The organism is Pseudacidovorax sp. 1753, assembly GCF_040544975.1.
Lineage (GTDB): Bacteria > Pseudomonadota > Gammaproteobacteria > Burkholderiales > Burkholderiaceae_C > Xenophilus.
Genome location: NZ_JBEPKY010000010.1, coordinates 29,378 through 51,074 on the forward strand (window position 1 = coordinate 29,378; position 21,697 = coordinate 51,074).

General features: G+C 66.9%; 24 protein-coding genes and 3 pseudogenes. 17 read left to right on the forward strand and 10 right to left on the reverse strand.

Annotated elements, in window-relative coordinates; genetic code table 11:
• Positions 1-6: 6 nt before the first annotated feature.
• The gene (locus ABIC63_RS13840) at positions 7-792 is read right to left on the reverse strand and encodes an ABC transporter substrate-binding protein (protein ID WP_354320151.1); all 786 of its coding nucleotides are present in this window, start codon (positions 790-792) and stop codon (positions 7-9) included.
• Positions 793-1,484: 692 nt separating this feature from the next.
• Here ABIC63_RS13840 and ABIC63_RS13845 point away from each other — a divergent pair.
• From ABIC63_RS13845 to ABIC63_RS13910, 14 genes are all read left to right on the forward strand, one after another.
• On the forward strand, positions 1,485-1,793 hold the full coding sequence (locus ABIC63_RS13845) for a LysR family transcriptional regulator (protein WP_354320152.1): 309 nt from the start codon (positions 1,485-1,487) through the stop codon (positions 1,791-1,793).
• A 139-nt stretch (positions 1,794-1,932) separates the two neighbouring features.
• Positions 1,933-3,966 (forward strand): conjugal transfer protein TraG, encoded by a 2,034-nt coding sequence (locus tag ABIC63_RS13850; RefSeq protein ID WP_502935876.1) that lies wholly within the window; start codon positions 1,933-1,935, stop codon positions 3,964-3,966.
• On the forward strand, positions 3,963-4,442 hold the full coding sequence (locus ABIC63_RS13855; protein ID WP_354320153.1) for a CopG family transcriptional regulator: 480 nt from the start codon (positions 3,963-3,965) through the stop codon (positions 4,440-4,442). The genes ABIC63_RS13850 and ABIC63_RS13855 overlap by 4 nt, the downstream gene beginning before the upstream one ends.
• The gene (trbB, locus tag ABIC63_RS13860) at positions 4,439-5,473 is read left to right on the forward strand and encodes a P-type conjugative transfer ATPase TrbB (RefSeq protein ID WP_354320154.1); all 1,035 of its coding nucleotides are present in this window, start codon (positions 4,439-4,441) and stop codon (positions 5,471-5,473) included. The genes ABIC63_RS13855 and trbB overlap by 4 nt, the downstream gene beginning before the upstream one ends.
• A complete protein-coding gene (locus tag ABIC63_RS13865; RefSeq protein ID WP_354320155.1) occupies positions 5,470-5,802 on the forward strand; it encodes a TrbC/VirB2 family type IV secretion system protein in 333 nt (110 codons plus the stop codon). Before trbB ends, ABIC63_RS13865 begins: the two co-directional genes overlap by 4 nt.
• A complete protein-coding gene (locus ABIC63_RS13870; protein ID WP_295372657.1) occupies positions 5,799-6,065 on the forward strand; it encodes a VirB3 family type IV secretion system protein in 267 nt (88 codons plus the stop codon). The genes ABIC63_RS13865 and ABIC63_RS13870 overlap by 4 nt, the downstream gene beginning before the upstream one ends.
• 12 nt (positions 6,066-6,077) lie before the next feature.
• Positions 6,078-8,525, forward strand: a complete 2,448-nt coding sequence (trbE, locus tag ABIC63_RS13875; protein ID WP_354320156.1) for a conjugal transfer protein TrbE — start codon at positions 6,078-6,080, stop codon at positions 8,523-8,525.
• Entirely contained in the window at positions 8,522-9,289 is a 768-nt protein-coding gene (gene trbJ, locus ABIC63_RS13880) for a P-type conjugative transfer protein TrbJ (protein WP_354320157.1), read from the forward strand. Before trbE ends, trbJ begins: the two co-directional genes overlap by 4 nt.
• A 43-nt stretch (positions 9,290-9,332) precedes the next feature.
• Positions 9,333-9,599 carry a hypothetical protein gene (locus ABIC63_RS13885; protein WP_354320352.1) on the forward strand — a complete coding sequence of 89 codons (267 nt, stop codon included), beginning with the start codon at positions 9,333-9,335 and terminating at the stop codon, positions 9,597-9,599.
• Positions 9,596-10,972 (forward strand): P-type conjugative transfer protein TrbL, encoded by a 1,377-nt coding sequence (gene trbL / locus ABIC63_RS13890; RefSeq protein ID WP_354320158.1) that lies wholly within the window; start codon positions 9,596-9,598, stop codon positions 10,970-10,972. Before ABIC63_RS13885 ends, trbL begins: the two co-directional genes overlap by 4 nt.
• A gap of 10 nt (positions 10,973-10,982) precedes the next feature.
• Complete coding sequence (gene trbF, locus ABIC63_RS13895) at positions 10,983-11,687, forward strand: conjugal transfer protein TrbF (RefSeq protein WP_354320159.1); 705 nt, start codon at positions 10,983-10,985, stop codon at positions 11,685-11,687.
• The gene (gene trbG / locus ABIC63_RS13900) at positions 11,684-12,682 is read left to right on the forward strand and encodes a P-type conjugative transfer protein TrbG (protein WP_354320160.1); all 999 of its coding nucleotides are present in this window, start codon (positions 11,684-11,686) and stop codon (positions 12,680-12,682) included. The genes trbF and trbG overlap by 4 nt, the downstream gene beginning before the upstream one ends.
• Before the next feature lie 53 nt (positions 12,683-12,735).
• Complete coding sequence (locus tag ABIC63_RS13905; RefSeq protein ID WP_354320353.1) at positions 12,736-13,998, forward strand: TraB/TrbI/VirB10 family type IV secretion system protein; 1,263 nt, start codon at positions 12,736-12,738, stop codon at positions 13,996-13,998.
• Positions 13,995-14,291, forward strand: a complete 297-nt coding sequence (locus tag ABIC63_RS13910) for a DUF2274 domain-containing protein (protein WP_354320161.1) — start codon at positions 13,995-13,997, stop codon at positions 14,289-14,291. Before ABIC63_RS13905 ends, ABIC63_RS13910 begins: the two co-directional genes overlap by 4 nt.
• A gap of 19 nt (positions 14,292-14,310) precedes the next feature.
• Here ABIC63_RS13910 and ABIC63_RS13915 read toward each other — a convergent pair whose 3' ends face one another.
• On the reverse strand, positions 14,311-14,874 hold the full coding sequence (locus ABIC63_RS13915) for a hypothetical protein (protein WP_354320162.1): 564 nt from the start codon (positions 14,872-14,874) through the stop codon (positions 14,311-14,313).
• A gap of 492 nt (positions 14,875-15,366) precedes the next feature.
• On the opposite strand from ABIC63_RS13915, the pseudogene ABIC63_RS13920 reads away from it, so the two are divergent.
• From ABIC63_RS13920 to ABIC63_RS13930, 3 genes and pseudogenes are all read left to right on the forward strand, one after another.
• Positions 15,367-15,669 (forward strand): annotated as a pseudogene (locus ABIC63_RS13920) (integrase core domain-containing protein); the annotation flags it as partial.
• A 291-nt stretch (positions 15,670-15,960) separates the two neighbouring features.
• Entirely contained in the window at positions 15,961-16,560 is a 600-nt protein-coding gene (locus ABIC63_RS13925) for a TetR/AcrR family transcriptional regulator (protein ID WP_354320163.1), read from the forward strand.
• Between the two features lie 13 nt (positions 16,561-16,573).
• Positions 16,574-16,990, forward strand: coding sequence for a MarR family winged helix-turn-helix transcriptional regulator (locus tag ABIC63_RS13930; protein WP_354320164.1), 417 nt, complete (start codon positions 16,574-16,576; stop codon positions 16,988-16,990).
• A 134-nt stretch (positions 16,991-17,124) separates the two neighbouring features.
• Here ABIC63_RS13930 and ABIC63_RS13935 read toward each other — a convergent pair whose 3' ends face one another.
• The 8 genes and pseudogenes from ABIC63_RS13935 to ABIC63_RS13975 form a co-directional block, all read right to left on the reverse strand.
• Entirely contained in the window at positions 17,125-17,349 is a 225-nt protein-coding gene (locus ABIC63_RS13935) for an integrase core domain-containing protein (RefSeq protein WP_354320165.1), read from the reverse strand.
• On the reverse strand, positions 17,346-17,594 hold the full coding sequence (locus ABIC63_RS13940) for a DDE-type integrase/transposase/recombinase (protein ID WP_354320166.1): 249 nt from the start codon (positions 17,592-17,594) through the stop codon (positions 17,346-17,348). The genes ABIC63_RS13935 and ABIC63_RS13940 overlap by 4 nt, the downstream gene beginning before the upstream one ends.
• A 9-nt stretch (positions 17,595-17,603) precedes the next feature.
• The gene (locus tag ABIC63_RS13945) at positions 17,604-17,921 is read right to left on the reverse strand and encodes an IS3 family transposase (protein ID WP_354320167.1); all 318 of its coding nucleotides are present in this window, start codon (positions 17,919-17,921) and stop codon (positions 17,604-17,606) included.
• A gap of 63 nt (positions 17,922-17,984) precedes the next feature.
• Entirely contained in the window at positions 17,985-18,539 is a 555-nt protein-coding gene (locus ABIC63_RS13950; RefSeq protein ID WP_354320168.1) for a hypothetical protein, read from the reverse strand.
• Positions 18,494-20,046: pseudogene (gene tnpC / locus ABIC63_RS13960) on the reverse strand (IS66 family transposase). Before tnpC ends, ABIC63_RS13950 begins: the two are co-directional and overlap by 46 nt.
• Before the next feature lie 80 nt (positions 20,047-20,126).
• Positions 20,127-20,474 (reverse strand): IS66 family insertion sequence element accessory protein TnpB, encoded by a 348-nt coding sequence (gene tnpB, locus ABIC63_RS13965; RefSeq protein WP_354320169.1) that lies wholly within the window; start codon positions 20,472-20,474, stop codon positions 20,127-20,129.
• Entirely contained in the window at positions 20,471-20,869 is a 399-nt protein-coding gene (locus ABIC63_RS13970; protein ID WP_354320355.1) for a transposase, read from the reverse strand. Before ABIC63_RS13970 ends, tnpB begins: the two co-directional genes overlap by 4 nt.
• A 141-nt stretch (positions 20,870-21,010) precedes the next feature.
• Positions 21,011-21,594 (reverse strand): annotated as a pseudogene (locus ABIC63_RS13975) (transposase); the annotation flags it as partial.
• Positions 21,595-21,697: the final 103 nt, after the last annotated feature.

The following is a 21,697-nucleotide window of genomic DNA, read 5'->3' on the forward strand; positions in this document are numbered from 1 at the left end:
GTCGTGCTACATCAGCTTGAAGGGGAAGTATTTGGCCGTGATGCGGTCGTAGGTGCCATCGGCGCGGATGGCCGCGAGCGCTGCGTTGACCTTGGCCAGAGTCTGCGGATCGTCCTTGCGCAGGGCGATGCCGTTGCCCTCGCCGAGCAGCCCGCCTTTGAGGTCGGGACCGACGAAGTCGAAGTCCTTCGCCTGCGGGGTCTTCATGAAGCCCACGTAATAGGTCACCATGTTGCCGAAGATGTACTCGACGCGTCCGGCGACCAGATCCAGCTCGGCGGCCTGGGGCGTGTCGTAGAAGCGCAGGTCCGAGTTCTTGTACTCGCGGCTCAGATAGCCAGCTTGGATCGAGCCGCGCTGCACCCCGATGGATTTGCCCTTGAGCGCAGCCGGGCTCACGTCCGCAGACGTCCCCTTGCGAGCGACGAAACGCGATACCGTTTCCTTGTACTTGTCCGAGAAGGCGACGCGCTGACGGCGTTGCTCGGTGATCGCCATGCTGGCGACGATCATGTCGTACTTGCGGGCCAGCAGGCCTGGGAGGATGCCGTCCCAATCCTGGGCGACGATCTCGCATTTGGCTTTCATCTTCTCGCACAAGGCATGCGCGATGTCGACATCCCAGCCCTGCAGCTCGCCTCTTGCATCCTTGAAGCTCCAGGGCGGATAGGTGCCCTCCGTCGCGATGCGATAGCTGTCTTGCGCACTCGAAGCGCCGGCCCAGAGAGAGAGGACCAGAAGCAGGAAGACCGATCGACGGCTGAACCGGGTGTCACCAGGAAGGAAAGGCATGGGAGGGTCCTTGATTGACAGTGGGAATGCCTGATCCTCTCGGTCGTTCGGTTCCCGCGCAACGCTTGCATGCCGAGCAACGGGGCCGCTGGCTTGCGGCGCTGGCGTTCCCCGGCTGGATCCCAGGGGCTGTTGCACGGATAGCAATGTCGCGCATGTGAGGCAATCTTGCGAGGCCGCACGTGGTGCTTCCGTTCGCTGGTCCCAGGGTGAGGCGGCCTTGGACGGGCATGGAGATGCTGACGTTGCGAGCAGCGCCTTCACCTTCAGCTTCGCGGCGTCGTCCCCCCTGCGCGGCCAAGCCGCCCGAGACCGCCTCCGAGTCGTGCCATGCAACGACGGTCGCCGCCCATGACGACGCCGCCCCGACCAAGGCGCCAGGTCGGTGGACAGACCGCCAGTTGCTGCCGTACAGGCGAGTCGCGGGACTGCGCTGAGACCGTCCTTCAGGCGGCGCGCGCCGCGACTCGCCTCATCCTCTGATCGCGCGAGGCGCTTCCGGCCGATCGCGGGCGTTCCGCTGCTTTGGTCGCAGGCTGCGCCGCTGGGGCGTCCACGCAGGTCCCCTGAACCCGTGCCTGCCAGATTCCGGAGGCTGCCGCGAAGCGCGCATCTCTTCACACTGGGCCCTGTTGGCGCTGGATGCTGTTGTCCGAAGCGTCGCGGCGCCGCGAAGCGGCCGAGGCATACCCATGATCCAAGGCATCAGTCTGCGCCACCTGCGCTTCTTTCTGGCCGTCGCGCAGGAGGCCAGCGTTCGTCGCGCGGCGGAGCGCCTGCCCACGGACGCCTCCAATCTGTCCCGGGCGATTCGTGAGCTCGAGCACAGGTTGGGCAACGTCTCGCTTCTTGATCGGCGCCGCCGACCGCTGCAGCTCACGCCCGCCGGCCTGACGCTCGCGCGGCAGGGGCGCGAGCTGGAGCGGCAGTTTCTGCGCGTGGTGGGGGAGTTGCGAAGCGTGGATGCCCATGGGGACGCGGATGCCGGTGGTCGGGAGTGACTTGAGCAAGGACGCGCGCCCGCATGGCTACGCCCTGCTGCGCCAGGGTGGGTGGTCGCAGCAGCGCTCTCTTTCGACACTTTGTTGCCCGTGTCCGCATGCCATTCGCATGCGTTCTCCGAGCCTATCGAGGAGTGTGATGTCGCAGGAAGTGCAAAGTGGTGTTCTGGTCGGCCGAATCGCCGCGGTTGGCGGCACCTCGCTGGGCGGCGTCTGGACCGCCACGCAGTGGACGGCCAGTGCCCTGGGGCATCAGCCGCGGCTTGGCGCACCGTGGTTCGAACTGCTCGGGCAGCCGGTCTATGAGCCCTGGAAGCTTTTCGAATGGTGGTACTGGTACGACGCTTATGCGCCCGAGATCTTCAGCCGAGGCGGCACTATCGCGGCGAGCAGCGGCCTCCTTGCCACGGGCGTGGCCATCGGCATGGCGGTATGGCATTCGCGGGTGTCGCGGCGTGTGACGACCTACGGCTCGGCGCGGTGGGCGGAGCGCACCGAGATCGACAAGGCCGGCCTGACCAGCCCCGCGGGCGTATTCCTTGGCCGTCTTCCCGCGCGCGAGGGCGCCTACCTGCGCCATGAGGGGCCCGAGCACGTGATGGCTTTTGCGCCGACGCGCTCGGGCAAGGGCGTGGGTCTGGTGGTGCCGACGCTGCTCAGCTGGCCGGGTTCGGCGGTGGTGCATGACATCAAGGGCGAGAACTGGCAGCTCACGGCGGGATGGCGGTCTCGCTTCTCTCACTGCCTGCTCTTCAACCCGACGGATGCACGGTCTGCCGCTTACAACCCGCTGTTGGAAGTGCGGCGCGGCGAACACGAGGTTCGCGATGTGCAGAACATCGCGGACATCCTGGTCGACCCCGAGGGCGCGCTCGAACGTCGCAACCACTGGGAGAAGACCTCCCATGCGCTGCTGGTGGGGGCAATCCTGCATGTGCTCTACGCAGGCGAGGACCGGACACTGCGCGGTGTCGCGAACTTCCTGTCGGACCCGGCCAGCACCTTCGAGCAGACCCTGCACCGCATGATGACGACGCTGCATCTGGGGACCGCGCCGCACCCGGTGGTGGCGTCTGCGGCGCGCGAGGTGCTCAACAAGAGCGACAACGAGCGCTCGGGTGTGCTCTCCACCGCCATGTCCTTCCTGGGCCTGTACCGGGATCCGACGGTGGCCGAGGTGACGGCCCGGTGCGACTGGCGCATCGCAGACCTGATCTCGGCGCAGCACCCGGTGTCGTTGTACCTGGTGGTTCCGCCCTCGGACATCAGCCGCACCAAGCCGCTGATCCGCCTGATCCTCAACCAGATCGGCCGTCGGCTCACGGAGTCGCTGGATGGCTCGGACGGCTTGCCGCGGCGGCACAAGCTGTTGTTGATGCTCGATGAATTTCCCGCGCTGGGCCGACTGGACTTCTTCGAATCAGCGCTGGCGTTCATGGCTGGCTATGGCCTGCGCGCCTTCCTCATTGCGCAGAGCCTGAACCAGATCGACAAGGCCTACGGCCCGAACCACGCGATCCTGGACAACTGCCATGTGCGCATTGCGTTCGCCACGAATGACGAGCGCACGGCGAAGCGCATCTCGGACGCCTTGGGAACGGCCACGGAGTTACGCGCCCAGCGCAACTATGCCGGCCACCGGCTCGCGCCCTGGCTGGGGCACCTGATGGTGTCGCGCCAGGAGACGTCGCGGCCACTGCTGACGCCCGGGGAGGTCATGCAGCTGCCGCCCGAGGACGCAGTCGTGATGGTGTCGGGTCACGCGCCCATCCGGGCGCACAAGCTGCGCTACTTCCTGGACCGCAATTTCACTGCGCGTGTACTGCCGCCGCCTGCGTTGAGGGCGGGGCGCTATGGCGACCGGCCGCCCGCCCGGCCGGACGATTGGCATGCACTGCCTGCGGGTGGCGGCGTAGGGGTACAGGCGGCGCAGCTTTGCAATTCGTCCTTGGATGAAGGCGGTCACCAGCTGAAGCCGGAGCTGGATCTCTCGCCCCCGCCGACGCCCGAGCCGGAGGCGGTGGATCTGCTGCTGCTCGACGAAGAGCTTGACGACGGGAGCATGCCATTGCCTCGCGGCCTCGCTGACGCCCGCGGTGGCCCTGCGGTGCGTGATCGGTCTCGGCTCGCCCGTCTGGCGGCGCTGGATCCGGACGACGGGATCGTGCTATGAGCCTCGGCACGCGGCGCACGCGCCTGAACATCTTCATCGAGCGGGACCATGCGCGCCGGCTGGATGACATCGCGGCCCATCGCGGCGTGTCGAAGTCGTCCGTGATCGCCGCAGCGCTGTCTGCCTACCTCGCGCCAGACGCAGCAGAGCAGCGCGAGCTTGCCTTGACCAAGCGGCTGGACCGGCTGTCCCGCCAGTTCGAGCGGCTGGAGCGTGACCAGGGCGTCCTGATCGAGACGGTGGCGCTGTTTGTGCGCCACTACCTGACCTTGGCTCTGCCCGTCCCAGAGCATCAGCAGGAGGCCGTCCGCGCCCAGGGGCGTGCGCGCTATGCGCAGTTCATTGAACAGCTGGCGCGGCACGTGCAGCGCGGGCGCAGCCTGGTCCGGGAAGTCGAGGAAGAGTCTGTGGTTGTCGGTCCTGTCCCGGACGACTCCGCCGGGTCGATGTCAGAAGCTCGGGAGGAGGGCGCATGACTGCCTCCGATGCATGGACCGATCGCGAACCGGCTGAGCGACGCATTCGAATGCTGCGCACGGCCATGGGGCCGGAGATCACCGCTGCTCTCGAAGACCGCGACGTGATCGAGGTCCTTCTCAACCCCGACGGCTCGCTCTGGCTGGACCGGTTGGGGACGGGCCGAGCGCCGACGGGCCATCGGATGGCCGCCGCCGATGCCGAGCGGATCATCCGGCTGGTGGCCGCGCATGTGCGCGCGGAGGTGCATTCGGGGGCGCCGCTGCTGTCGGCCGAGTTGCCGGAAACGGGGGAGCGCTTCATGGGGGCGCTGCCGCCCATCGTGCGGGCGCCGTCCTTTGCAATCCGCAAGCGCGCTCTGGCCATCATGACCCTTGCGGACTATGTGGCCGCTGGGATCATGAGCGAGGCGCAGGCCGCGTTTCTGCGCTGCGCCGTTCGAGCACGGCTCAACATCGTGGTGGCCGGTGGCACCAGCACCGGCAAGACGACGCTGGCGAACGCGCTGCTCGACGAGGTGGCCCGGACCCGCGACCGTGTCCTCGTGCTGGAGGACACCGTGGAGCTTCAGTGCCGCAGCGAGGACCACGTGAGTCTGCGCGCGGAACCGGGTGCGGCCACCATGGCCGACTTGGTGCGCGCCACCTTGCGCCTGCGGCCGGACCGCATCGTGGTCGGCGAGGTGCGCGGCGCCGAAGCGCTGGACCTGATCAAGGCCTGGGGCACCGGCCACCCGGGCGGCATTGCCACGGTGCATGCCAATTCTGCCGCGGGTGCCCTCACGCGGCTGGAACAGCTCATCCAGGAAGTCAGCCTCACGGTTCCGCGCGCACTCATTGCCGAGACGGTGAACGTGGTGGTGCATCTCGCGGGGCGCGGTCACGCCCGTCGGGTTCACTGCGTCGCGCGGGTCGTCGGCCACGACACCAACGGCTATCTGCTGGACGGCTCGCTGGAGTCCGCGCTGCCTGAGTCTTTCGAATCCGTGCCTCCTCAACCCCCGTCACCTCTTCCAGGAGACTCTTCATGATCCTTCGTCGCTGTTCCAGGCGGCCGCTACTGCGTGCCGCCTTCCCGCTGGTCACGCTGCTGGCGGTGGCTGCACCCGCCTATGCCGCTGGCTCCAGCATGCCGTGGGAGGCGCCGCTGCAGTCCATCCTCGAATCCATCCAGGGACCGGTGGCGCGCATCGTGGCGGTGATCATCATCATCTCGACGGGCCTGGCGCTTGCCTTCGGCGACACGTCGGGGGGCTTTCGCAAGCTGATCCAGATCGTGTTCGGCCTGTCGATCGCATTCGCCGCCTCTTCCTTCTTCCTGAGCTTCTTCAGCTTCTCCGGTGGGGCGGTGCTGGCATGAGCGGACCGGACGTCCCTGGCTTCGAGGTGCCGCTGCACCGGTCGCTGACGGAGCCGATTCTGCTGGGCGGTGCGCCGCGTACGGTGGCCATCGCCAACGGCACCCTGGCGGCCGCTGTGGCGCTGGGACTGCAGTTGTGGATTCCGGGTGCCGTGCTCTGGGTTGTCGGCCATGCACTGGCGGTCTGGGGCGCGCGGCAGGACGCGCAGTTCATGCCAGTGTTCATGCGGCACCTGAAGCATCGCGCGCTGCTGGACGTGTGAAGGCTCGGGCTCATGTTCAATCTGTCCGAATACCGCCGGCGTGCCGACCAACTGGCCGACTATCTGCCCTGGGCGGCGCTTGTGGCGCCGGGTGTCGTCCTGAACAAGGACGGAAGCTTCCAGCGCACGGCCCGATTTCGCGGCCCCGATCTGGACAGCGCCACGCCGACCGAGCTGATGGCGACGACCGCGCGGCTCAACAACGCGCTGCGTCGCCTGGGTTCCGGCTGGGCGATCTTCGTGCAGGCCGAGCGGCGCGAGGCGGCCGGCTATCCCGACTCGGCATTTCCTGAGCCTCTGTCGTGGCTCGTGGACGAAGAGCGTCGCGCGGCCTTCGAGGCGTCCGACAGCCACTTTGAGAGTCACTACCACCTCACACTCGTCTGCCTTCCCCCGCAGGAAAACCGCGCACGGGCGGCACATCTTCTCTACGAGAACCGGGCTGCGGAAGGCGTGGACTGGCGTGAGCGCCTGACGACCTTCGTGGCGGAGTCTGGCCGGCTGCTGGACCTGATCGAAGGCGTGATGCCCGAGGTCGGCTGGCTGGACGACGCGCAGACCCTGTCCTTCCTGCACGGCTGCATCTCGGAGCACGGGCACGCGGTCGCGGTGCCCGAGGTGCCCATGTATCTGGACGTGCTGCTTGCCGACCGACCCTTGGCCGGTGGTTTGGCACCCATGTTGGGCAGTCAACACCTGCGGGTCCTGACCGTCCGTGGCTTTCCCACATCCACCTGGCCCGGCATCCTGGACGATCTCAACCGACTGGGCTTCGCCTACCGCTGGTCGACCCGCTTCCTCTGCATGGACAAAGCCGAAGCGGAGCAGGCGCTCGTGCGGCTGCGGCGGCAGTGGTTCGCCAAGCGCAAGAGCGTCATCGCCCTGCTGCGCGAGAGCGTGTTCCAGCAGGAGAGCCCGCTGGTCGACAGCGATGCGAGCAACAAGGCGGCCGACGCCGACGCGGCACTGCAGTCCTTGGGCGGTGACCAGGTCGCTTTCGGCTATGTCACCGCGACGGTGGTGGTCATGGATGCCAACGCGGACGCGGCTGAAGAAAAGCTGCGGCAGGTTGAGCGGGTGATCCAGGCGCGCGGCTTCGTCACGATGCCGGAGACGCTCAATGCGGTGGAAGCCTGGCTGTCGTCTCTGCCCGGGCATGTGTATGCCAACGTCCGCCAGCCCATCGTGTCCACGCTGAACCTGGCTCACCTGATGCCCGTGTCGGCGGTCTGGGCCGGGCCGGAGCGCAACGCCCATCTGGACGGGCCGCCGCTTGTGATCACACGCACAGACGGAGCGACGCCGTTCCGGCTGGTGACGCACGTGGGCGACGTGGGCCATACGCTGGTGGTGGGCCCGACCGGCATGGGCAAATCCGTGTTGCTGGCCACGCTGGCGCTGCAGTTCCGGCGCTATGCCGGCTCCCGCGTTCTGGCCTTTGACGTTGGGCGGTCCTTGCGCGCGACGATCCTGGGGCTCGGGGGCGAGCACTACGACCTCGGCGCCGAGCACGGTATCGCTTTCCAGCCCCTGGCACGCATCGATGAAGGAGGCCATCGGGCCTGGGCGGCCGAATGGATCGAGGGGCGGCTGCGGCAGGAAGGTGTCGACGTAGGCCCCGCCGAACGCGAGGCGGTCTGGCTGGCTCTGGGCAGTCTGGCCAGCGCGCCGATCGAGCAGCGAACGCTGACGGGGCTCTCGGTTCTGCTGCAATCCAAGGCCTTGCGGCAAGCGCTGGCGCCCTACGTACTCGGCGGCGCCCATGGGCGGCTGCTGGATGCGGAGGCGGACAGGCTGGGCGATGCCGCCGTGCAGTGCTTCGAGATGGAAGCGCTGATGCCCAGCAAGACGGCGGTGCTGGCCGTACTGGGTTATCTCTTCGCGCGCTTCGAGGCCCGCTTCGACGGGGCGCCCACGCTGCTCATCATGGACGAAGCCTGGCTCTTCCTGGACGACCCGGTGTTCGCGGCACGCATCCGCCAATGGCTCAAGACGCTGCGCAAGAAGAACGTGTCGGTGGTCTTCGCGACGCAGAGCCTGGCCGACATCCAGAACTCCAGCATTGCGCCGGCCATCGTCGAAAGCTGTGCCAGCCGCATCTTTCTGCCCAACCCTCAGGCGACGGAGCCGCAGATCCGGCAGATCTACGAGGGCTTTGGCCTCAACGCTCGGCAGATCGCCCTTGTGGCGACGGCCATTCCGAAGCGCGAGTACTACTACCAGTCCCGAGTGGGCTGTCGGATGTTCGAGCTGGGCCTGGGGGCGGTGGCCCTGGCCTTCGCCGGAGCGGCGCGACCCGAACAGCAGCGGGAGATGGATGAGCTGCTGCGCGAGCACGGCCGCCCTGCTTTCGCCCGGCAATGGCTGATGCACCAGCGGCTGGGGTGGGCGGCCGAGCTGCTGGATGCCTTTCCCGGGCGTGGTCCCGAATCGTCCGATCTGAAGGAGAACGCTGCATGAACTCTTTGCACATCAATCACTGCTCGCTCCGTCGCGTGGCGCTGGCGGCCGCCCTTGCCTTGGGCGCCGCGGCTCCGGCCCACGCGCTCTTCGGGATCGGCGACATCGTGCTCGACCCTTCGAACCTGGCGCAGAACATCCTCACGGCGGCCAACACCCTGGAGCAGATCAACAACCAGGTGAAGCAACTGCAGAACGAGGCGCAGATGCTGACCAACCAGGCCAAGAACCTGGCACGACTGGACTTCAACGCGCTGGCGCAACTGCGCAGCACGCTCGCCACGTCGAACCGGTTGATCCAGGAGGCGCAGGGCCTGGCCCAGGGCGTGCAGGCCATGGAGGCGCAGTTCCAGGCGCTGTATCCGCAGGCCATGGGCGGCGCTGTGTCGCAGGGCCAGATTGTCGAGGATGCCCGCCGGCGCTGGTCCTTGTCGCTGGAAGCACTGCGCACCGCCACCAAGTTGCAGGCGCTGGCCCTGCAGAACTTCTCGGCGGATGAGCAAGTTCTGTCGGACCTGGTGGAGCGCAGCCAGTCGGCAAGCGGCGCCTTGCAGGCGGTGCAGGCGACGAATCAACTCCTGGCGCTGCAGGCCCGGCAGGCCATCCAGGCGCAGCAGCTTCAGCTGACGCAGGACCGTGCAGCCGCGCTGGAACAGGCGCGGCAGGCCACCGCGCATGAGCGCGCGCGGGAGACGCGGCGCCGCTTCCAGGGCAGCGGCACGGCCTACACCCCTTACCCGGTGAGCTTTCGTGGCACTCCGTGAGGCCGTGGGTGCGCCGGGCGCCGTCTACTGGCTGACGATGGGCATGCTGGTGGGCGCAGTGTTGGGCCAGGGCGGCTGCAGTCAGCAGGAGACATTGGCGTCTCCGGCGTCTGCGCAGGAACTGGCGGAGGATCCGAAGCGACTGTCTGCCTTGCAGTCCGCGTGTCGGCGGCGAGATGCGGCCGTGTCGGAAGCACAGTGCGCCGCTGCTTCGGAGGCCGCTCGGCGGCGCTTCCTGCGAGCGGCACCGTCGCCGTACGCTGCACCCGGTTCGACGCCGGCGCAGGCTGCTCAAGTTGCTGCGCCATGAACGACGTCGGGATCATCGACCGCTTCCTGGACGTCTTCTCCCGCTACATCGATTCCGGCTTCGGATTGCTTCAGGGTGAGGTGCGCTTCCTGACGGCGACGTTAGTGGCCATCGACATGACCCTCGCGGGACTGATGTGGGCATTGGGCCATGCGAGTGGGCAGGGCGATGACGTCATGGCGCGGCTCATCAAGAAGGTGCTCTATGTGGGTGCCTTCGCCTACATCCTTGGCAACTTCAACCGGCTGGCCAGCATCGTGTTCGACTCCTTCGCAGGGCTCGGGCTGCAGGCATCGGGCGCCGGTCTTTCGATGGGGCAGCTGCTGCAGCCGGGCCGCCTGGCGCAGGTTGGCATCGAAGCGGGGCGACCGATCATGAAGCAGATCGGCGACCTGACGGGCTTTCCGGAGGTCTTTGCCAACCTGGACATGATCGTCGTGCTCTTCCTGGCGTGGCTGGTGCTGATCGTGGCGTTCTTCGTGCTGGCCGTTCAGCTCTTCGTCACGCTGATCGAGTTCAAGCTGACCACGCTGGCCGGCTTCGTGCTGGTGCCCTTTGCGCTGTGGAACAAGACGGCCTTCCTGGCCGAGAAGGTTCTGGGCAATGTGGTGGCCTCGGGCATCAAGGTGCTGGTGCTGGCCGTCATCGTCGGCATCGGCTCGGGCCTGTTCGGCGAGTTCACGGCCGCGCCTGGGGAGGACCCCAGCATCGATCACGCGCTGGTCACGATGCTCGCGGCGCTGACCTTGCTGGGGCTCGGCGTCTTCGGCCCGGGCATCGCGATCGGGCTCGTGTCCGGCGCGGCGCAACTGGGTGCGGGTGCGGCAGCCGGTACTGCGTTGGGCGCGGTGGGTCTTGCGGTCGCAGGCGGTGCTGCTGCTGCGAGCGTGGGGTCGGCCGCAGCAGCTGGGGCGCGGCTCGCGCCCGGTGCGACGGGCGCTGCCATCCGAGGCGGCGTCGCGGCCAGCCGAACCGCGACATCACTGGCTCGTGAGGCCAGGAAGGCCTATGTCTCTGGCGCAGCCAGCGACGCTGCTAATCCAGCCCGGGCTGCCGTAGCGGGCGTGGCCAACGTGGCGCGTGTCGGCGCGAGTGCATTGGGGACGCGCCTGGCGGCTGGCTCCAACGCCCTGGGCGAACGCGTGGCGGACTTCGTGGCTGAGGCGGCTGTACCTGCCGGGGCCGAACCGGGCGTCGCAGACGCGGGGGACGAGCCATCTCGGACAGGTCAAACGCCGGAGCCAGCCTGGGCGCGGCGCATGCGGCGGCGCCAGCAGATGGGGCATGCGGCCACGACGGCCGCCCACACCTTGCGCAGTGGCGATGCCGGTGGCGCCGGCACCGGCCCGAGCCTGCGCGATTCGGATTCCTGAGGAGCACATCATGCGTTTCAAGCGACCGGCCGTGCGCTATGCGCACTCGCCGCAACCTGTCACTCCGTACCAGGCCGCTGGCCAGGTCTGGGACGAGCGGATCGGGTCCGCGCGGGTGCAGGCCCGCAACTGGCGGTGGATGGCCTTCGGCTGCCTGGGACTGGCCCTGCTGATGGGCGGCGGCTTGCTGTGGCGCGCGTCGCGCGCCACCGTGACGCCCTACGTCGTGGAAGTGGACGCAGCGGGCCAGGTCCGCGCCGTCGGCGAAGCCGCCACGCCTTATCGGCCGACGGATGCTCAGATCGCGCACCACCTGGCCCGATTCATCACACTGGTGCGCTCCCTGTCCATCGATCCTGTGGTTGTGCGGCAGAACTGGCTGGATGCCTACGACTACACCACGGACCGCGGCGCTGCCTCGCTGAACGGGTACGCGCGCGTGAACGATCCCTTCTCGCGGGTGGGGAAGGAATCCGTCACGGTCCAGATCAACAGCGTGGTCCATGCCACCGAGCAGTCCTTCAACGTGCGCTGGACGGAGCAGCGTTTCGTCAACGGCGCGGCGGCCGGCATGGAGCGCTGGACCGCTTCGGTCACGGTCGTGCTGCAGACGCCGCGCACCGAGCAGCGCCTGCGCAAGAACCCCCTCGGCATCTACGTCAATGGGCTGTCGTGGAGCCGCGAACTGGACGCCAATGAAGGAGTGAAGCAATGAGTGCGACTTTCAGGATCTGTGCCTTTGCGGTTGTGTCCGTGGGACTTGCTGGATGTGCCAGTCGGTTGGCACCGCCACCAGTGATTGCGTTGGACGAGCCGGTCGAGGCGACCCGCGTGCCAGAGCCCGCGTCGCCTGCCGCCGTGATTGAGGTACCGCAGGTGCTGCCCATGCCGGCGCAGCTGAAGCCGCTGGACACCGAGGCGCCCGCGCCTGTTGCGACCGAGCCTGCCGATGAGGCGAGGCGCGTTGCGCGCGCGAACGACGATGCCCGTGTGGCGCCCACGCGCGACGGGTACGTGAATGCGATCCAGGTCTGGCCCTACAGCGAAGGTGCCCTCTACCAGGTCTATGCAGCGCCTGGCCGAGTGACGGCGATCCTCCTGCAGGCTGGAGAGGAACTGGTGACGGTCGCGGCCGGCGATACCGTCCGCTGGATCGTGGGGGATACGGCCAGCGGTGCGGGAGAGACGGCCCGGTTCAGTGTGCTGGTCAAGCCCATTCGCGCCGACCTCAAGACCAACCTGGTCATCACGACCAACCGGCGGACCTATCTCGTTGAGCTGACTTCAACGCAACAAGCTTGGATGGCTTCGGTGTCTTGGGACTATCCCAAGGATCGCCTCATTGCGCTCAAGCGCGAGGCGGTGAAGGCGCAGGCCGCGACACCGATCGACAGTGGGTTGGCGCTGGAGCGGCTTCGGTTTCGCTACGCCATGCGCGGCGACAGCCCACCGTGGAAGCCGCTGCGGGCCTTCGATGACGGGGAGAAGGTGTACATCCAGTTTCCCGCAGGGATCACCCAGGGTGAGCTGCCTCCTCTCTTCGTGGTGGGGGCTCAAGGAGATGCGCAATTGGTGAACTACCGCTTCAGGCCGCCGTACTACATCGTCGATCGGCTGTTTGGTGCGGCCGAACTGCGGCTGGGCGCGGGCAAGGCCGACGTCGTGCGGATCGAGCGCTCCGATGGCCGCGCCCAGGGAGCGGGATCGTGACGACTTCGATTGAGGAGGGCGCGGCGACGTCGCCGAAGGCGCCGCCAGAAGGCATGGCGTTGCGTGCTCCGCCGCGCGCTGTCGTGCGGCTGAATCGGCGGATGATGATCCTTCTCGCGGGAAGCTTGTCGGTGGGCGTCCTGGGCGCCATGTTCTGGTCGCTGGAACCCCGATCAAGAAAGGCCGGAGGCGAGCCCGCGGAGCTGTACAACGTGGATCGCGTATCTCGGTCGGAGGGATTGGGCCAGTTGCCCACGGACTACTCGCAGGTGCGTGCATCCGTACCAACTGCATCCGAGTTCCCGCAGCTCGGCCCGCCGCTACCAGGTGACCTGGGGCCCGCCGTGCTCAAGGCACAGCAGCCCGTCGGCGCCAGGTACACACCGCCTGGCCATGACCCGCAGCAGGCCGAGCGGGACGCGCTGCACAAGGAAGAAGCACAGGCCCGGGCGTCGGGGGTGTTCTTCCGTTCAAGCGGGCAACGCGCTCCTTCGGTGGCGAGCAATCTGGCGTCGATGGAGAGCGAGGCTAGGTCTGGGGCGTCGTTGGCGTCGTCGGCTCAGGTACCTGTGCGTGATGGCGCCGCGTCCGGGGGAGGTGTAGCGCCTGCATTCGACGCGCTGCAGGCGCGTGCTCCGCAGCCCGATCAGAAAGAAGCATTCCTGAACGCTGGTCCCGGCCAGACTCGGAATGCCGGGTCACTGATGCTGCCCGCTTCTCCCTATCAGGTCATGGCGGGGACGGTGATCGCTGGCGCCTTGGTCACCGGCATTCAATCTGACCTGCCGGGTGATGTCATCGCCACCGTGACCGAACCCGTCTACGACACGGCCACCGGCCGCCATCTGCTGATTCCGCAAGGCGCGCGCATTTTGGGGCGCTACAACAGTCAGGTGAGCTTCGGGCAGAGCAGAGTGCAAATCGTCTGGCAGCGCGTCATCCTTCCCGACACCACATCGCTTGCCTTGGACAACCTCGTCGGCGCAGACCCTTCAGGTAATGCCGGCTCGGAGGACGGCGTGGACTGGCACTGGGACCGCGTCATGGCCGGTGCGGCGTTGACGACGTTGCTCGGCATTGGTGCCGAACTGGCGGCGCCAGAGAACCGAAGCGGCGGCGATCGCGTGGTGATCGCAGGTCGCGAGAGCCTGCAGGACAGCGTCAGTCGGGCCGGGCAGGAACTCACACGGCGCAACCTTGACATCCAACCGACCCTGACGTTGCGTGCCGGTCTACCGGTGCGGGTCATCGTGAATCGGGATCTGGTTTTGCGGCCCTACCAGCCGCTTCTCTTTGAACGAAGGGCTCTTCCATGACATCAACACGAAAGCTGCGGCTCGGGCCTTTGCCCAAGGCCGAAAGCGTGAAGTTCACGTTCCTGTGTCCTGTCGAGCTGAAGGATGATCTGGACCGATACGCCGCGCTGCATTCGCGGGTGTATGGCGATGCCGCGGATGCCGCCGCCTTGGTGCCACACATGCTCGAAGCGTTCATGCGGCGGGATCGTGTTTTCAAGCGGTCCGCGCAGACGCCTGGAATCCGTCGTGAGCAGGCCGAGACGACGTCAGCACCAGGGGGTGCGGCCGAACCCGACGACTCCATGCGGTGAGTGCACTGTGGCCGAGCGCCTACGGGACGGCGCGGCATGGTTGAGCCGGGACAGCCGGGCCGATCTCCCGCAGCACCGCGTCCATGACGCGGGTGCCGGGTGCGCTGAAGACGGGAGTGAGGTCTTTCCGCGAACTCGCGGGGCGAACCAGATCCGTCGAGGTATCGAGAATCAACGGATCCGAAGCAGAGGCGCCGTAGTAGCTCACCACGGCGCGCGTACTCGTCGAGCTCTGGTTGCGGACCAAGACGTATGTGATGCGCATTTGATCGTCCGGCACGTACAGAACGCGCAAGGTCGCATATTTGCTCACCGCGAGCATGCGGTCCAGGTCGTCCAGTCGCGTGCCTCCCGGCGATCTCCGGGGTTCGGCCGGGGGGCCGTCTGAGCCACTGGGATTCCCTGCGGCCCTCCAACTGTTCCAGAATTTGTTGACCTGCTCGATCTTCTGCGGGTCCGACAGATGTTGACCTTCCCGAACCAGCTGCTGCCAGCGAAGAAACGTCCACGGAGGCTGAGAACCAGCGCAGCGGTGAACAGCCTCGGAGGCGGTTCGCTCGAGCTCGAAGAGCATGACGCGCATGCAGAATCGTAGGTGTAGATCGTCGGCAACCCAGCGCGTGCGCCTGAAGTATCGTGGTTGAGCGCGTCGCTGCCCGCAGAGTGCTCTCGCCAGCTCTTCAGTCAACATTCGCTGCGTGGGGCGTCAGCGCATCGACGCTTGGTAGGTACTCCTGCACTCTCGTTTGGGCGGCTCGCCTGCGGTCAGATCGCTGACCCAGATTTTTCCTGCCTCGGCGCAGTACTCGCCGACGATCAAACGTGTCAGCCTCGCAACCGCACGCGCAGCTGGGACCGTGTCGCGCAGCTGGGCCACGGTGATCGTCGTGGGGGCAGCGCGGGGCCGTCGCGTACTTCCAGGCACCCTGCTTCCAGTTCGTCACGCACGAAAGTCGGCGGTATCGCGGCCACGCCGAACCCACCCTTTGTCAGTGGGGTTATGGGCTGCACCGAGGGAAAGCTGAACATATGTGGCTCGGCACCACGACCGACGAACAGCGCCCGCACATGGGCCCGTACCCACCCGCAGGCCTTGCGAACGGACCAGGGGCCGGAATTTACCAGCCGGACCTTCACGGCCTGGGCACAGTCCAAGGGCGTGTGCCACATCCTCAACCAACCGGGCAAGCCCACGCAGAACGCCTATATCGAGAGCTTCAACGGCAAGTTCCGCGACGAGTGCTTGAACGAGCACTGGTTCCAGAGCCTGAAGCGGGCACGCACCGAGATCGCACGCTGACGGATCGACCACAACGAGGTGCGGCCACACCGCAGTTGCGGGCGGATACCGCCAGCGAAGTTCGCTGCGCAGCAGCGTCGAACTACCAGCAGCGCTACGCCGGCGCAGCAGCAAACCAAGGAGCAATCTTCTTTCACCCAGCGGATCTCTCAAATCGACTGGTACGGGTTATGGGGGCAGGTCAAGACGATGGCGGCTTCTCTCATGACGTGGTTCGGCCAGGGGCGGTTCGTTGGGTGCAACAAAAGGAGATTCGCGCTTCGTCGGCGCCGCTCTCGTGTGAACTGGGAATAAATAACGGATCGTTGAGTAAACGATGTCTATGTTAAGATTCCTGCACTGTCAACAGGAATTCGGAGGACTTTCCCCATGCGCTATCCTGCTTCGCACAAGGAGGCAACGCGCAAGAAGCTCCTGGCAAGCGCGCGAGCCATCATGAAAAGAGGCGGCTTCGGCGCGACCAGCGTCGATGAGCTCATGGCCAGCATCGGATTGACCGGCGGGGCTTTCTATGGGCACTTCCCCAGCAAGGAAGCCTTGTTCGCCGAACTTGTGCTTGAGGAGGTCGCGAACAGCACCGAGATGCTTGCGGGCGACGAGAGCTCGCCACCTGACCATGTCGCGAAAAACCTTCGTAGCTATCTGAGTTCGTTTCACGCGCTGAATCCTGAAGCCGGGTGCGTGCTTCCCACACTTGGGCCGGAGATTGGCCGTGGTGATTCTGCGGTGAAGGCCATCGTCGAGAAGGGGCTCAAGCAGCTGCAAAAGAGTTGGTGCAGCCGAGTCGGCAACCCCGATGCGTCGTGGGCGCTCATCGCGCAATGCGTAGGCGCAATCCTGCTGGCGCGGTGCGTCGAAACAGAGCGCACGCGCAAGGAGATCCTTGCGTCCAGTCGCCGGTTTATCGACGAAACGCATGCGCTTAATTTGCCGGCAGCGGAGCCGCGGCGCAAGCGCGCTGCGGAATGAGATGGTCGCGGCTATGGAAGACTGCGCATACGCCAAGTTGCGTCGTCTGACGCGCTGTGTCGCGCAACACTTCGACTCGGAACTCGCAAAGGCCGGCTTGAAGGCGACCCAGTTATGGCTTCTGTCCGAGGTGCGACGGCTGCAGCCGGTGGAGCCCGGTGAGCTGGCTCGCTCCCTAGGCATTGATCCTTCTACCCTGACGAGAGCGCTGAGGCCGCTACTATCGGCAGGATGGATCGAACTAGGTGCAGGCAAGGATGCGCGCAGCCGCAGCATTCGCCTTACCGACAGCGGACGGGCAAAGCAGGCGATAGCGGGGCGCCGCCTGCGCATCGCGCGGCGCACCCTGGATGAGAAGCTCGGCCCGCTCCGCGTTGCAGAACTGAAGGCACTCATGGACGAGTCGCTCCAGATCTTCGCAGCCGTGTGACGTCGAGTGCGCATTCCGCGTAGGTAACGTCGGCGAATTTAGGCAAATGCTCTGTCGACACGCCGTTAGGGATGCTCTTCACGAATGGTCCGTTAGAGTGAATCCTGGGGCTGGACCACAGAAGTAGCACAGAACTAAGCTGCTTGCTGGGCGAGTTGATCTTCGAATTCGTTGGGTGGGACGTAGCTCAGCGCCGAGTGCAGTCGAGTGGCGTTGTAGACCTGGTCAATGAACTGAGGCAGGTGGCTGACGACGTCCTGGAAGTCTTCGTAGCCGGCCAGATAAACCTGCTCGACCTTCAGCGTCTTCATGAAGCTCTCGGCCTGGGCATCGTGATACGGGTTGCCTGCGCTGCTCATCGAACTGCGCAGCTCCGCCTCCTGCAATGCCTTGCGGTAAGCACGGCTGGTATACGGCGCACCGCGGTCGCTGTGATGAATGCAGCCCGCAGGTGTCGTCGCAACTGGACTGCTGCGGCCAGCGCCGCCAGTGCCAAGCGCGTGTCGATCTCGTGCGAGATTGCATAGCCCACCACCTTTCGACTGCACGCGTCCAGGATCGCCGCCAGGAAGCAGAACTGCTCACCGATGCGGATGTAGGTCATGTCGGCCACTCACACCATGTCAGGCCTGGGCGGCACGACATTGGCGTACAGGTTGGGCGAGACGGCATTCGCGTGCTGGCTGTCGGTCGTGCGCACGGAGCGGCGCTTTGGCTGCACACTCAGTCCATGCGTGCGCATCAAGCGCGCCACCCGCTTGTGGTCGACGCAGTGGCCGCGCCGCCTGAGTTCATGCGTGATGCGTCGATAGCCATAGCTGGGCCACGCCTCACGCACCTGTCCAATCAGCTCGACAAGGCTCTCATCGCTGAGCGCATCAGCGCTGGGGCTGGCGCGGTAGTAGTAGGTGCTGCGCGGCAGCTCGATCACTTGGCATCCCCGTCGTACGGAGGTAAGCGTGTCCCCACGGCCCTCTGGACAGAGCCTTGCCGCTCAGATATCTACGACGTGGCGTAATAGGGGGAAGCCGACGCGCCAGGTAGTGCCATCGCCGGGATCGATGCTGGCGGTGCGCTGGTTGATGCGCACGATTGTTCCCACGATGGTGTTGAGGTACTTGTCCTCGAAGGCCACCTTCTCGCCGCAGCGGAAGTCGTTGCGTCCTGGCTGGGGCGCGACCGGGGCTTCAGGTGCGGCTGCAGCTTGAGCCGTGTGCGCCGGCGGCTCGATGGCCGTATAGGGCACGGACCAGGCGATGCGCCTGCCCTCTTCCTGGATCGTGGCCTGCGTCTCCTTCAGGGCCAGCACCGTGCCCGCGCACATCCGGCCGTCCCGCCAATCCATGAACCGCACCGCCTGCCCCAGATGCAGATTCAGGCGGATGGGCACGATGCGCCTCGGATCAGCCAGCATCCGCTCGATCACGCCCTTGAGCCGCAGCAGCTCCAGACTGCTGGCGCGCCCGAGCACTTCCAACAGGCGCGAGTCAACCCCAGCCGCACTCACGCCGCCTTCCTTTGCGCCCACGGCTGCGCGGCCATGTTCCACGGCAGCAGCTCCTCGATCCGATTGACCGGGTGATCGGCAATGCGCGCGAGCACCTCGCGCAGCCAGGTCTGCGAATCCATCGCGTTGAGCTTGGCCGTCTCCATCAGGCTGTATAGGCTGGCGGCGCGGTGCCCGCCGTCGTGCGAGCCCATGAACAGGTAGTTGTTGCGCCCCAGCGCGATGCCCCGGATGGCGCGCTCGGCCGCCAAGTTGTCGATCTCGATGCGCCCGTCGTCGACATAGCGCGTCAAGGCAGGCCAGCGTGCCAGGCTGTAGCGCGCAGCGCTGGCCAACTCCGACTTGGCCGAGACCTGAGCAGCACGTCGTGCAGCCACGCATGAAACGCCTGCAGCAACGGTGCGGCCCGCGCCTGGCGCTGGGAACGGCGCACGTCCGGCGGCCGCCCTCGGATGTCCTCTTCAATGACGTACAGCGCCCGGATGCGCCGCAGCGCCTGCGCAGCCAGGCCATCCTCGTCGCGGTGCCGCTCGTACAAATCCCACCACGGACGCCGTGCATGGGCCCAGCAGGCCGCCTCGGTCACGCCCTGCTCGTACAGGCCGCCACAGCCGGCATAGGCAGCGGCCTGCAGGATGCCGAAAAAGCCGTGCAGGTGCGCGCGTGGGTGCTCGCCCTTGCAGTCGGGGCTGTAGCGAACCCAGGCCGCCAGCGCCGCGGTGCCGGCACTGGGCCGGTCGTCGCGCACATACACCCACAGCCGCCCGGTGAGGGTCTTGCCACGCCCCGGTGCAAGCACCTTGACCGGGGTGTCGTCGGCATGCACCTTCGCGCCTTGCAGGACGTGTCGCCCCAGCGCAGCGACCAGCGGTTCGAGCAGCGTGTGGACCTGCTCGACCCAGCCGGCCATCGTGGCACGCTCGATGTGCACGCCCTCGCGCGCAAAGATGCGGCTGAGGCGTTTCAGCGGCAGGTGGTCGCCGTATTTGCTGACCATCACGTGCGACAGCAGGCCGGCACTGGCCGGGCCCCGGGGGATCGGACGGCTGGGCGCGGGGGCCTGCCAGATCGCCTCGCAGGCCGTGCACACCTGCTTCTCGCGCATGGCACGGATGACCTTGAAGCAACCGGGCACGTACTCCAGGTGATGCGAGACATCGTGGCCCAATGCCCGCAGCCGCCCTCCGCAGGCGGTGCAGCCGCATGGGCGGCCTTGCGCGTCGTGGCGCGCTTCGCTCGCCGGCGGGCGCAGCAGCAGTTGTTCGTGGGGCAGGTGGGCGGGCAGGCTGCGGTCCAGGCCTTGGTTGGCGGCAGCGGGTGCCGGCTCCGCCCCGGGTGCCGCGGATGGCTCGGCCTGAGCGAACTCCGCCTCAATCAGGCTCGCCTGGCCGTCTGCGTAACGCTCGCTGCTCGCGCCGAATCGCGCACGCTGCTGGCGTGCCAGTTGCAGCGTCAGCTTCTGCACCAGCAGTTCCAGCCGCTTGACCTCGCCCTTGAGCCACTGCGGGTCGTCGGGCAGTCGGTCGGGATGGGCGCTGGGGCTCGGCACGGGCCGTAATGTGCCCGAGGTTCGGCGCTGCGTCACGCGCCACGCGTGCTCGCGTGCGCACGCGAGCCCTCGCCCAGGGCTCAGGCCGCCAGCGAGGGCGTGTGCGTCCTGGCGGGCATGCGCCAGTCGATGCCCTCCAGCAGCATCGACAGCTGCGCCGCCGTCAGCACGACCCGTCCCTGCGTCGCGCTGGGCCAGACGAATCGCCCGTGCTCCAGACGCTTGGCCAGCAGCAGCAGGCCCTGGCCGTCGAACCACAGCAGCTTGACGATGTCGCCGCGGCGCCCGCGGAAGACGAAGACGTGGCCCCCGAAGGGGTTGGCCGCCAGCGTGCCCTGCACCTGGGCGGCCAGGCCGTCGAAGCCCTTGCGCATGTCGGTGTGGCCGGCAGCCAGCCACACGCGCGTGTTGGCGGGAAGGCCGATCACCGCGGGGCACCTCGCAGTGCTTCGAGCACAGCCCGAAGGGTCTGGGTGTCGGCACCAGCGTGCACCCGCACGGTGACCTCGGCGATGCACAGTTCGATGCAGGCCCGGGGTGAGGCCGCAACGGAGGTAGGCAGCGGCGCTGCTGCGAGCGTAACGGGCAGCATCAGCGGCGAGGGTTCGGCGCCGCGCGGCCTTTGCAGCACGACGACCCAGCGGCGCAACTGGTTCGCGTTGATTTGATTGCGCATGGCCAGGCCTGCCAGCGACATGCCCGGCAGTTGCGGCTGCTGGACGATCCAGTCCTTGAAGGCTGCATGGTAGCGATGACGGCGTCGTGCATTGGTGCTCTTGAAGCGCTCACCGGGCCAGATCGGGATGTGTCCGCTGTCTTGCATGTGCACGCATGCTGCCGTGTTGCAGCATGCACTTCAAGGCGGTGGTGAGAGGACGCTTACGTACGGAGCAGGCGGCGGGCCGCTGATGATCGAGCAGTTGGCGTTGTCGCTCTCAAGAAACAGAACTGAAGACAGCTGATTTCATGCAGCGGCCTCCACGGGATTGATCTGGAAGCCCAGCGCGGCGGCGCGGCGCTTGAGGGCGGCGATGCTGCGCTGGCGCTGCTGCTGCTCGTAGCGCTGCTGGCCCTGGTCAACGAAGGCCTCGCCCTGGGTGAGCATGAAGTACACCATGCGTGCCAACTTGTGCGCCGCGGCGGTGTTGGCCTTGGGCTTGTCCATGCGCGATGACAGCCGTCTGTAGAACGCCCCAGCGCCGACTCGCTGCGCCGCAGGCTCTGCGCGGCCAGCTTCAGGGCCTGCCGCGCCCGGTTGGCCGAGCGCTTGGTGCCCGAGGACAGCACCTTGCCGCCGCTGATCTTGGTGCCCGGGCACAGCCCCAGCCAGGAGCAGAAGTGCTTGACGCTGGCGAAGCGGCTGATTTCCGGCCCGATCTCGCTGAGCAGCTTCATGACCACTGTCACCCCCAGCCCGTTGATGCGCGTGAGGTCCACGCCCGCCCAATTGGCCAGCCGCTGGCGGATGTCGTGCTCGGTGCGAGCCTTGCTGGCGGCGCGCGGCAACTTGTCGATGTCCACCTTGGCCGTGCCGCGCGCATCCAGCAGCGCGTCCATCGTTGATGAACGGCAGCACCATGCAAGGCGTCGATCTCGACTCGATCTCTCAAGGGGGATGCGGCTCGCGCCGCTCACCACTGTCGCCGACGAC

Excerpts from the sequence above, each read along its gene's own strand:
- ABIC63_RS13850 (WP_502935876.1), top strand. The coding sequence starts at position 1,933 with ATGTCGCAGGAAGTGCAAAGTGGTGTTCTGGTCGGCCGAATCGCCGCG.
- ABIC63_RS13855 (WP_354320153.1), top strand. The coding sequence starts at position 3,963 with ATGAGCCTCGGCACGCGGCGCACGCGCCTGAACATCTTCATCGAGCGG.
- trbF (WP_354320159.1), top strand. The coding sequence starts at position 10,983 with ATGCGTTTCAAGCGACCGGCCGTGCGCTATGCGCACTCGCCGCAACCT.
- ABIC63_RS13885 (WP_354320352.1), top strand. The coding sequence starts at position 9,333 with ATGCTGGTGGGCGCAGTGTTGGGCCAGGGCGGCTGCAGTCAGCAGGAG.
- ABIC63_RS13870 (WP_295372657.1), top strand. The coding sequence starts at position 5,799 with ATGAGCGGACCGGACGTCCCTGGCTTCGAGGTGCCGCTGCACCGGTCG.
- trbG (WP_354320160.1), top strand. The coding sequence starts at position 11,684 with ATGAGTGCGACTTTCAGGATCTGTGCCTTTGCGGTTGTGTCCGTGGGA.
- ABIC63_RS13930 (WP_354320164.1), top strand. The coding sequence starts at position 16,574 with ATGGAAGACTGCGCATACGCCAAGTTGCGTCGTCTGACGCGCTGTGTC.
- ABIC63_RS13940 (WP_354320166.1), bottom strand. The coding sequence starts at position 17,594 with ATGACCTACATCCGCATCGGTGAGCAGTTCTGCTTCCTGGCGGCGATC.
- trbE (WP_354320156.1), top strand. The coding sequence starts at position 6,078 with ATGTTCAATCTGTCCGAATACCGCCGGCGTGCCGACCAACTGGCCGAC.
- ABIC63_RS13935 (WP_354320165.1), bottom strand. The coding sequence starts at position 17,349 with ATGAGCAGCGCAGGCAACCCGTATCACGATGCCCAGGCCGAGAGCTTC.
- trbL (WP_354320158.1), top strand. The coding sequence starts at position 9,596 with ATGAACGACGTCGGGATCATCGACCGCTTCCTGGACGTCTTCTCCCGC.
- ABIC63_RS13845 (WP_354320152.1), top strand. The coding sequence starts at position 1,485 with ATGATCCAAGGCATCAGTCTGCGCCACCTGCGCTTCTTTCTGGCCGTC.
- ABIC63_RS13905 (WP_354320353.1), top strand. The coding sequence starts at position 12,736 with ATGGCGTTGCGTGCTCCGCCGCGCGCTGTCGTGCGGCTGAATCGGCGG.
- trbB (WP_354320154.1), top strand. The coding sequence starts at position 4,439 with ATGACTGCCTCCGATGCATGGACCGATCGCGAACCGGCTGAGCGACGC.
- ABIC63_RS13970 (WP_354320355.1), bottom strand. The coding sequence starts at position 20,869 with ATGCAAGACAGCGGACACATCCCGATCTGGCCCGGTGAGCGCTTCAAG.
- ABIC63_RS13840 (WP_354320151.1), bottom strand. The coding sequence starts at position 792 with ATGCCTTTCCTTCCTGGTGACACCCGGTTCAGCCGTCGATCGGTCTTC.
- ABIC63_RS13865 (WP_354320155.1), top strand. The coding sequence starts at position 5,470 with ATGATCCTTCGTCGCTGTTCCAGGCGGCCGCTACTGCGTGCCGCCTTC.
- ABIC63_RS13915 (WP_354320162.1), bottom strand. The coding sequence starts at position 14,874 with ATGCGCGTCATGCTCTTCGAGCTCGAGCGAACCGCCTCCGAGGCTGTT.
- ABIC63_RS13910 (WP_354320161.1), top strand. The coding sequence starts at position 13,995 with ATGACATCAACACGAAAGCTGCGGCTCGGGCCTTTGCCCAAGGCCGAA.
- trbJ (WP_354320157.1), top strand. The coding sequence starts at position 8,522 with ATGAACTCTTTGCACATCAATCACTGCTCGCTCCGTCGCGTGGCGCTG.
- ABIC63_RS13925 (WP_354320163.1), top strand. The coding sequence starts at position 15,961 with ATGCGCTATCCTGCTTCGCACAAGGAGGCAACGCGCAAGAAGCTCCTG.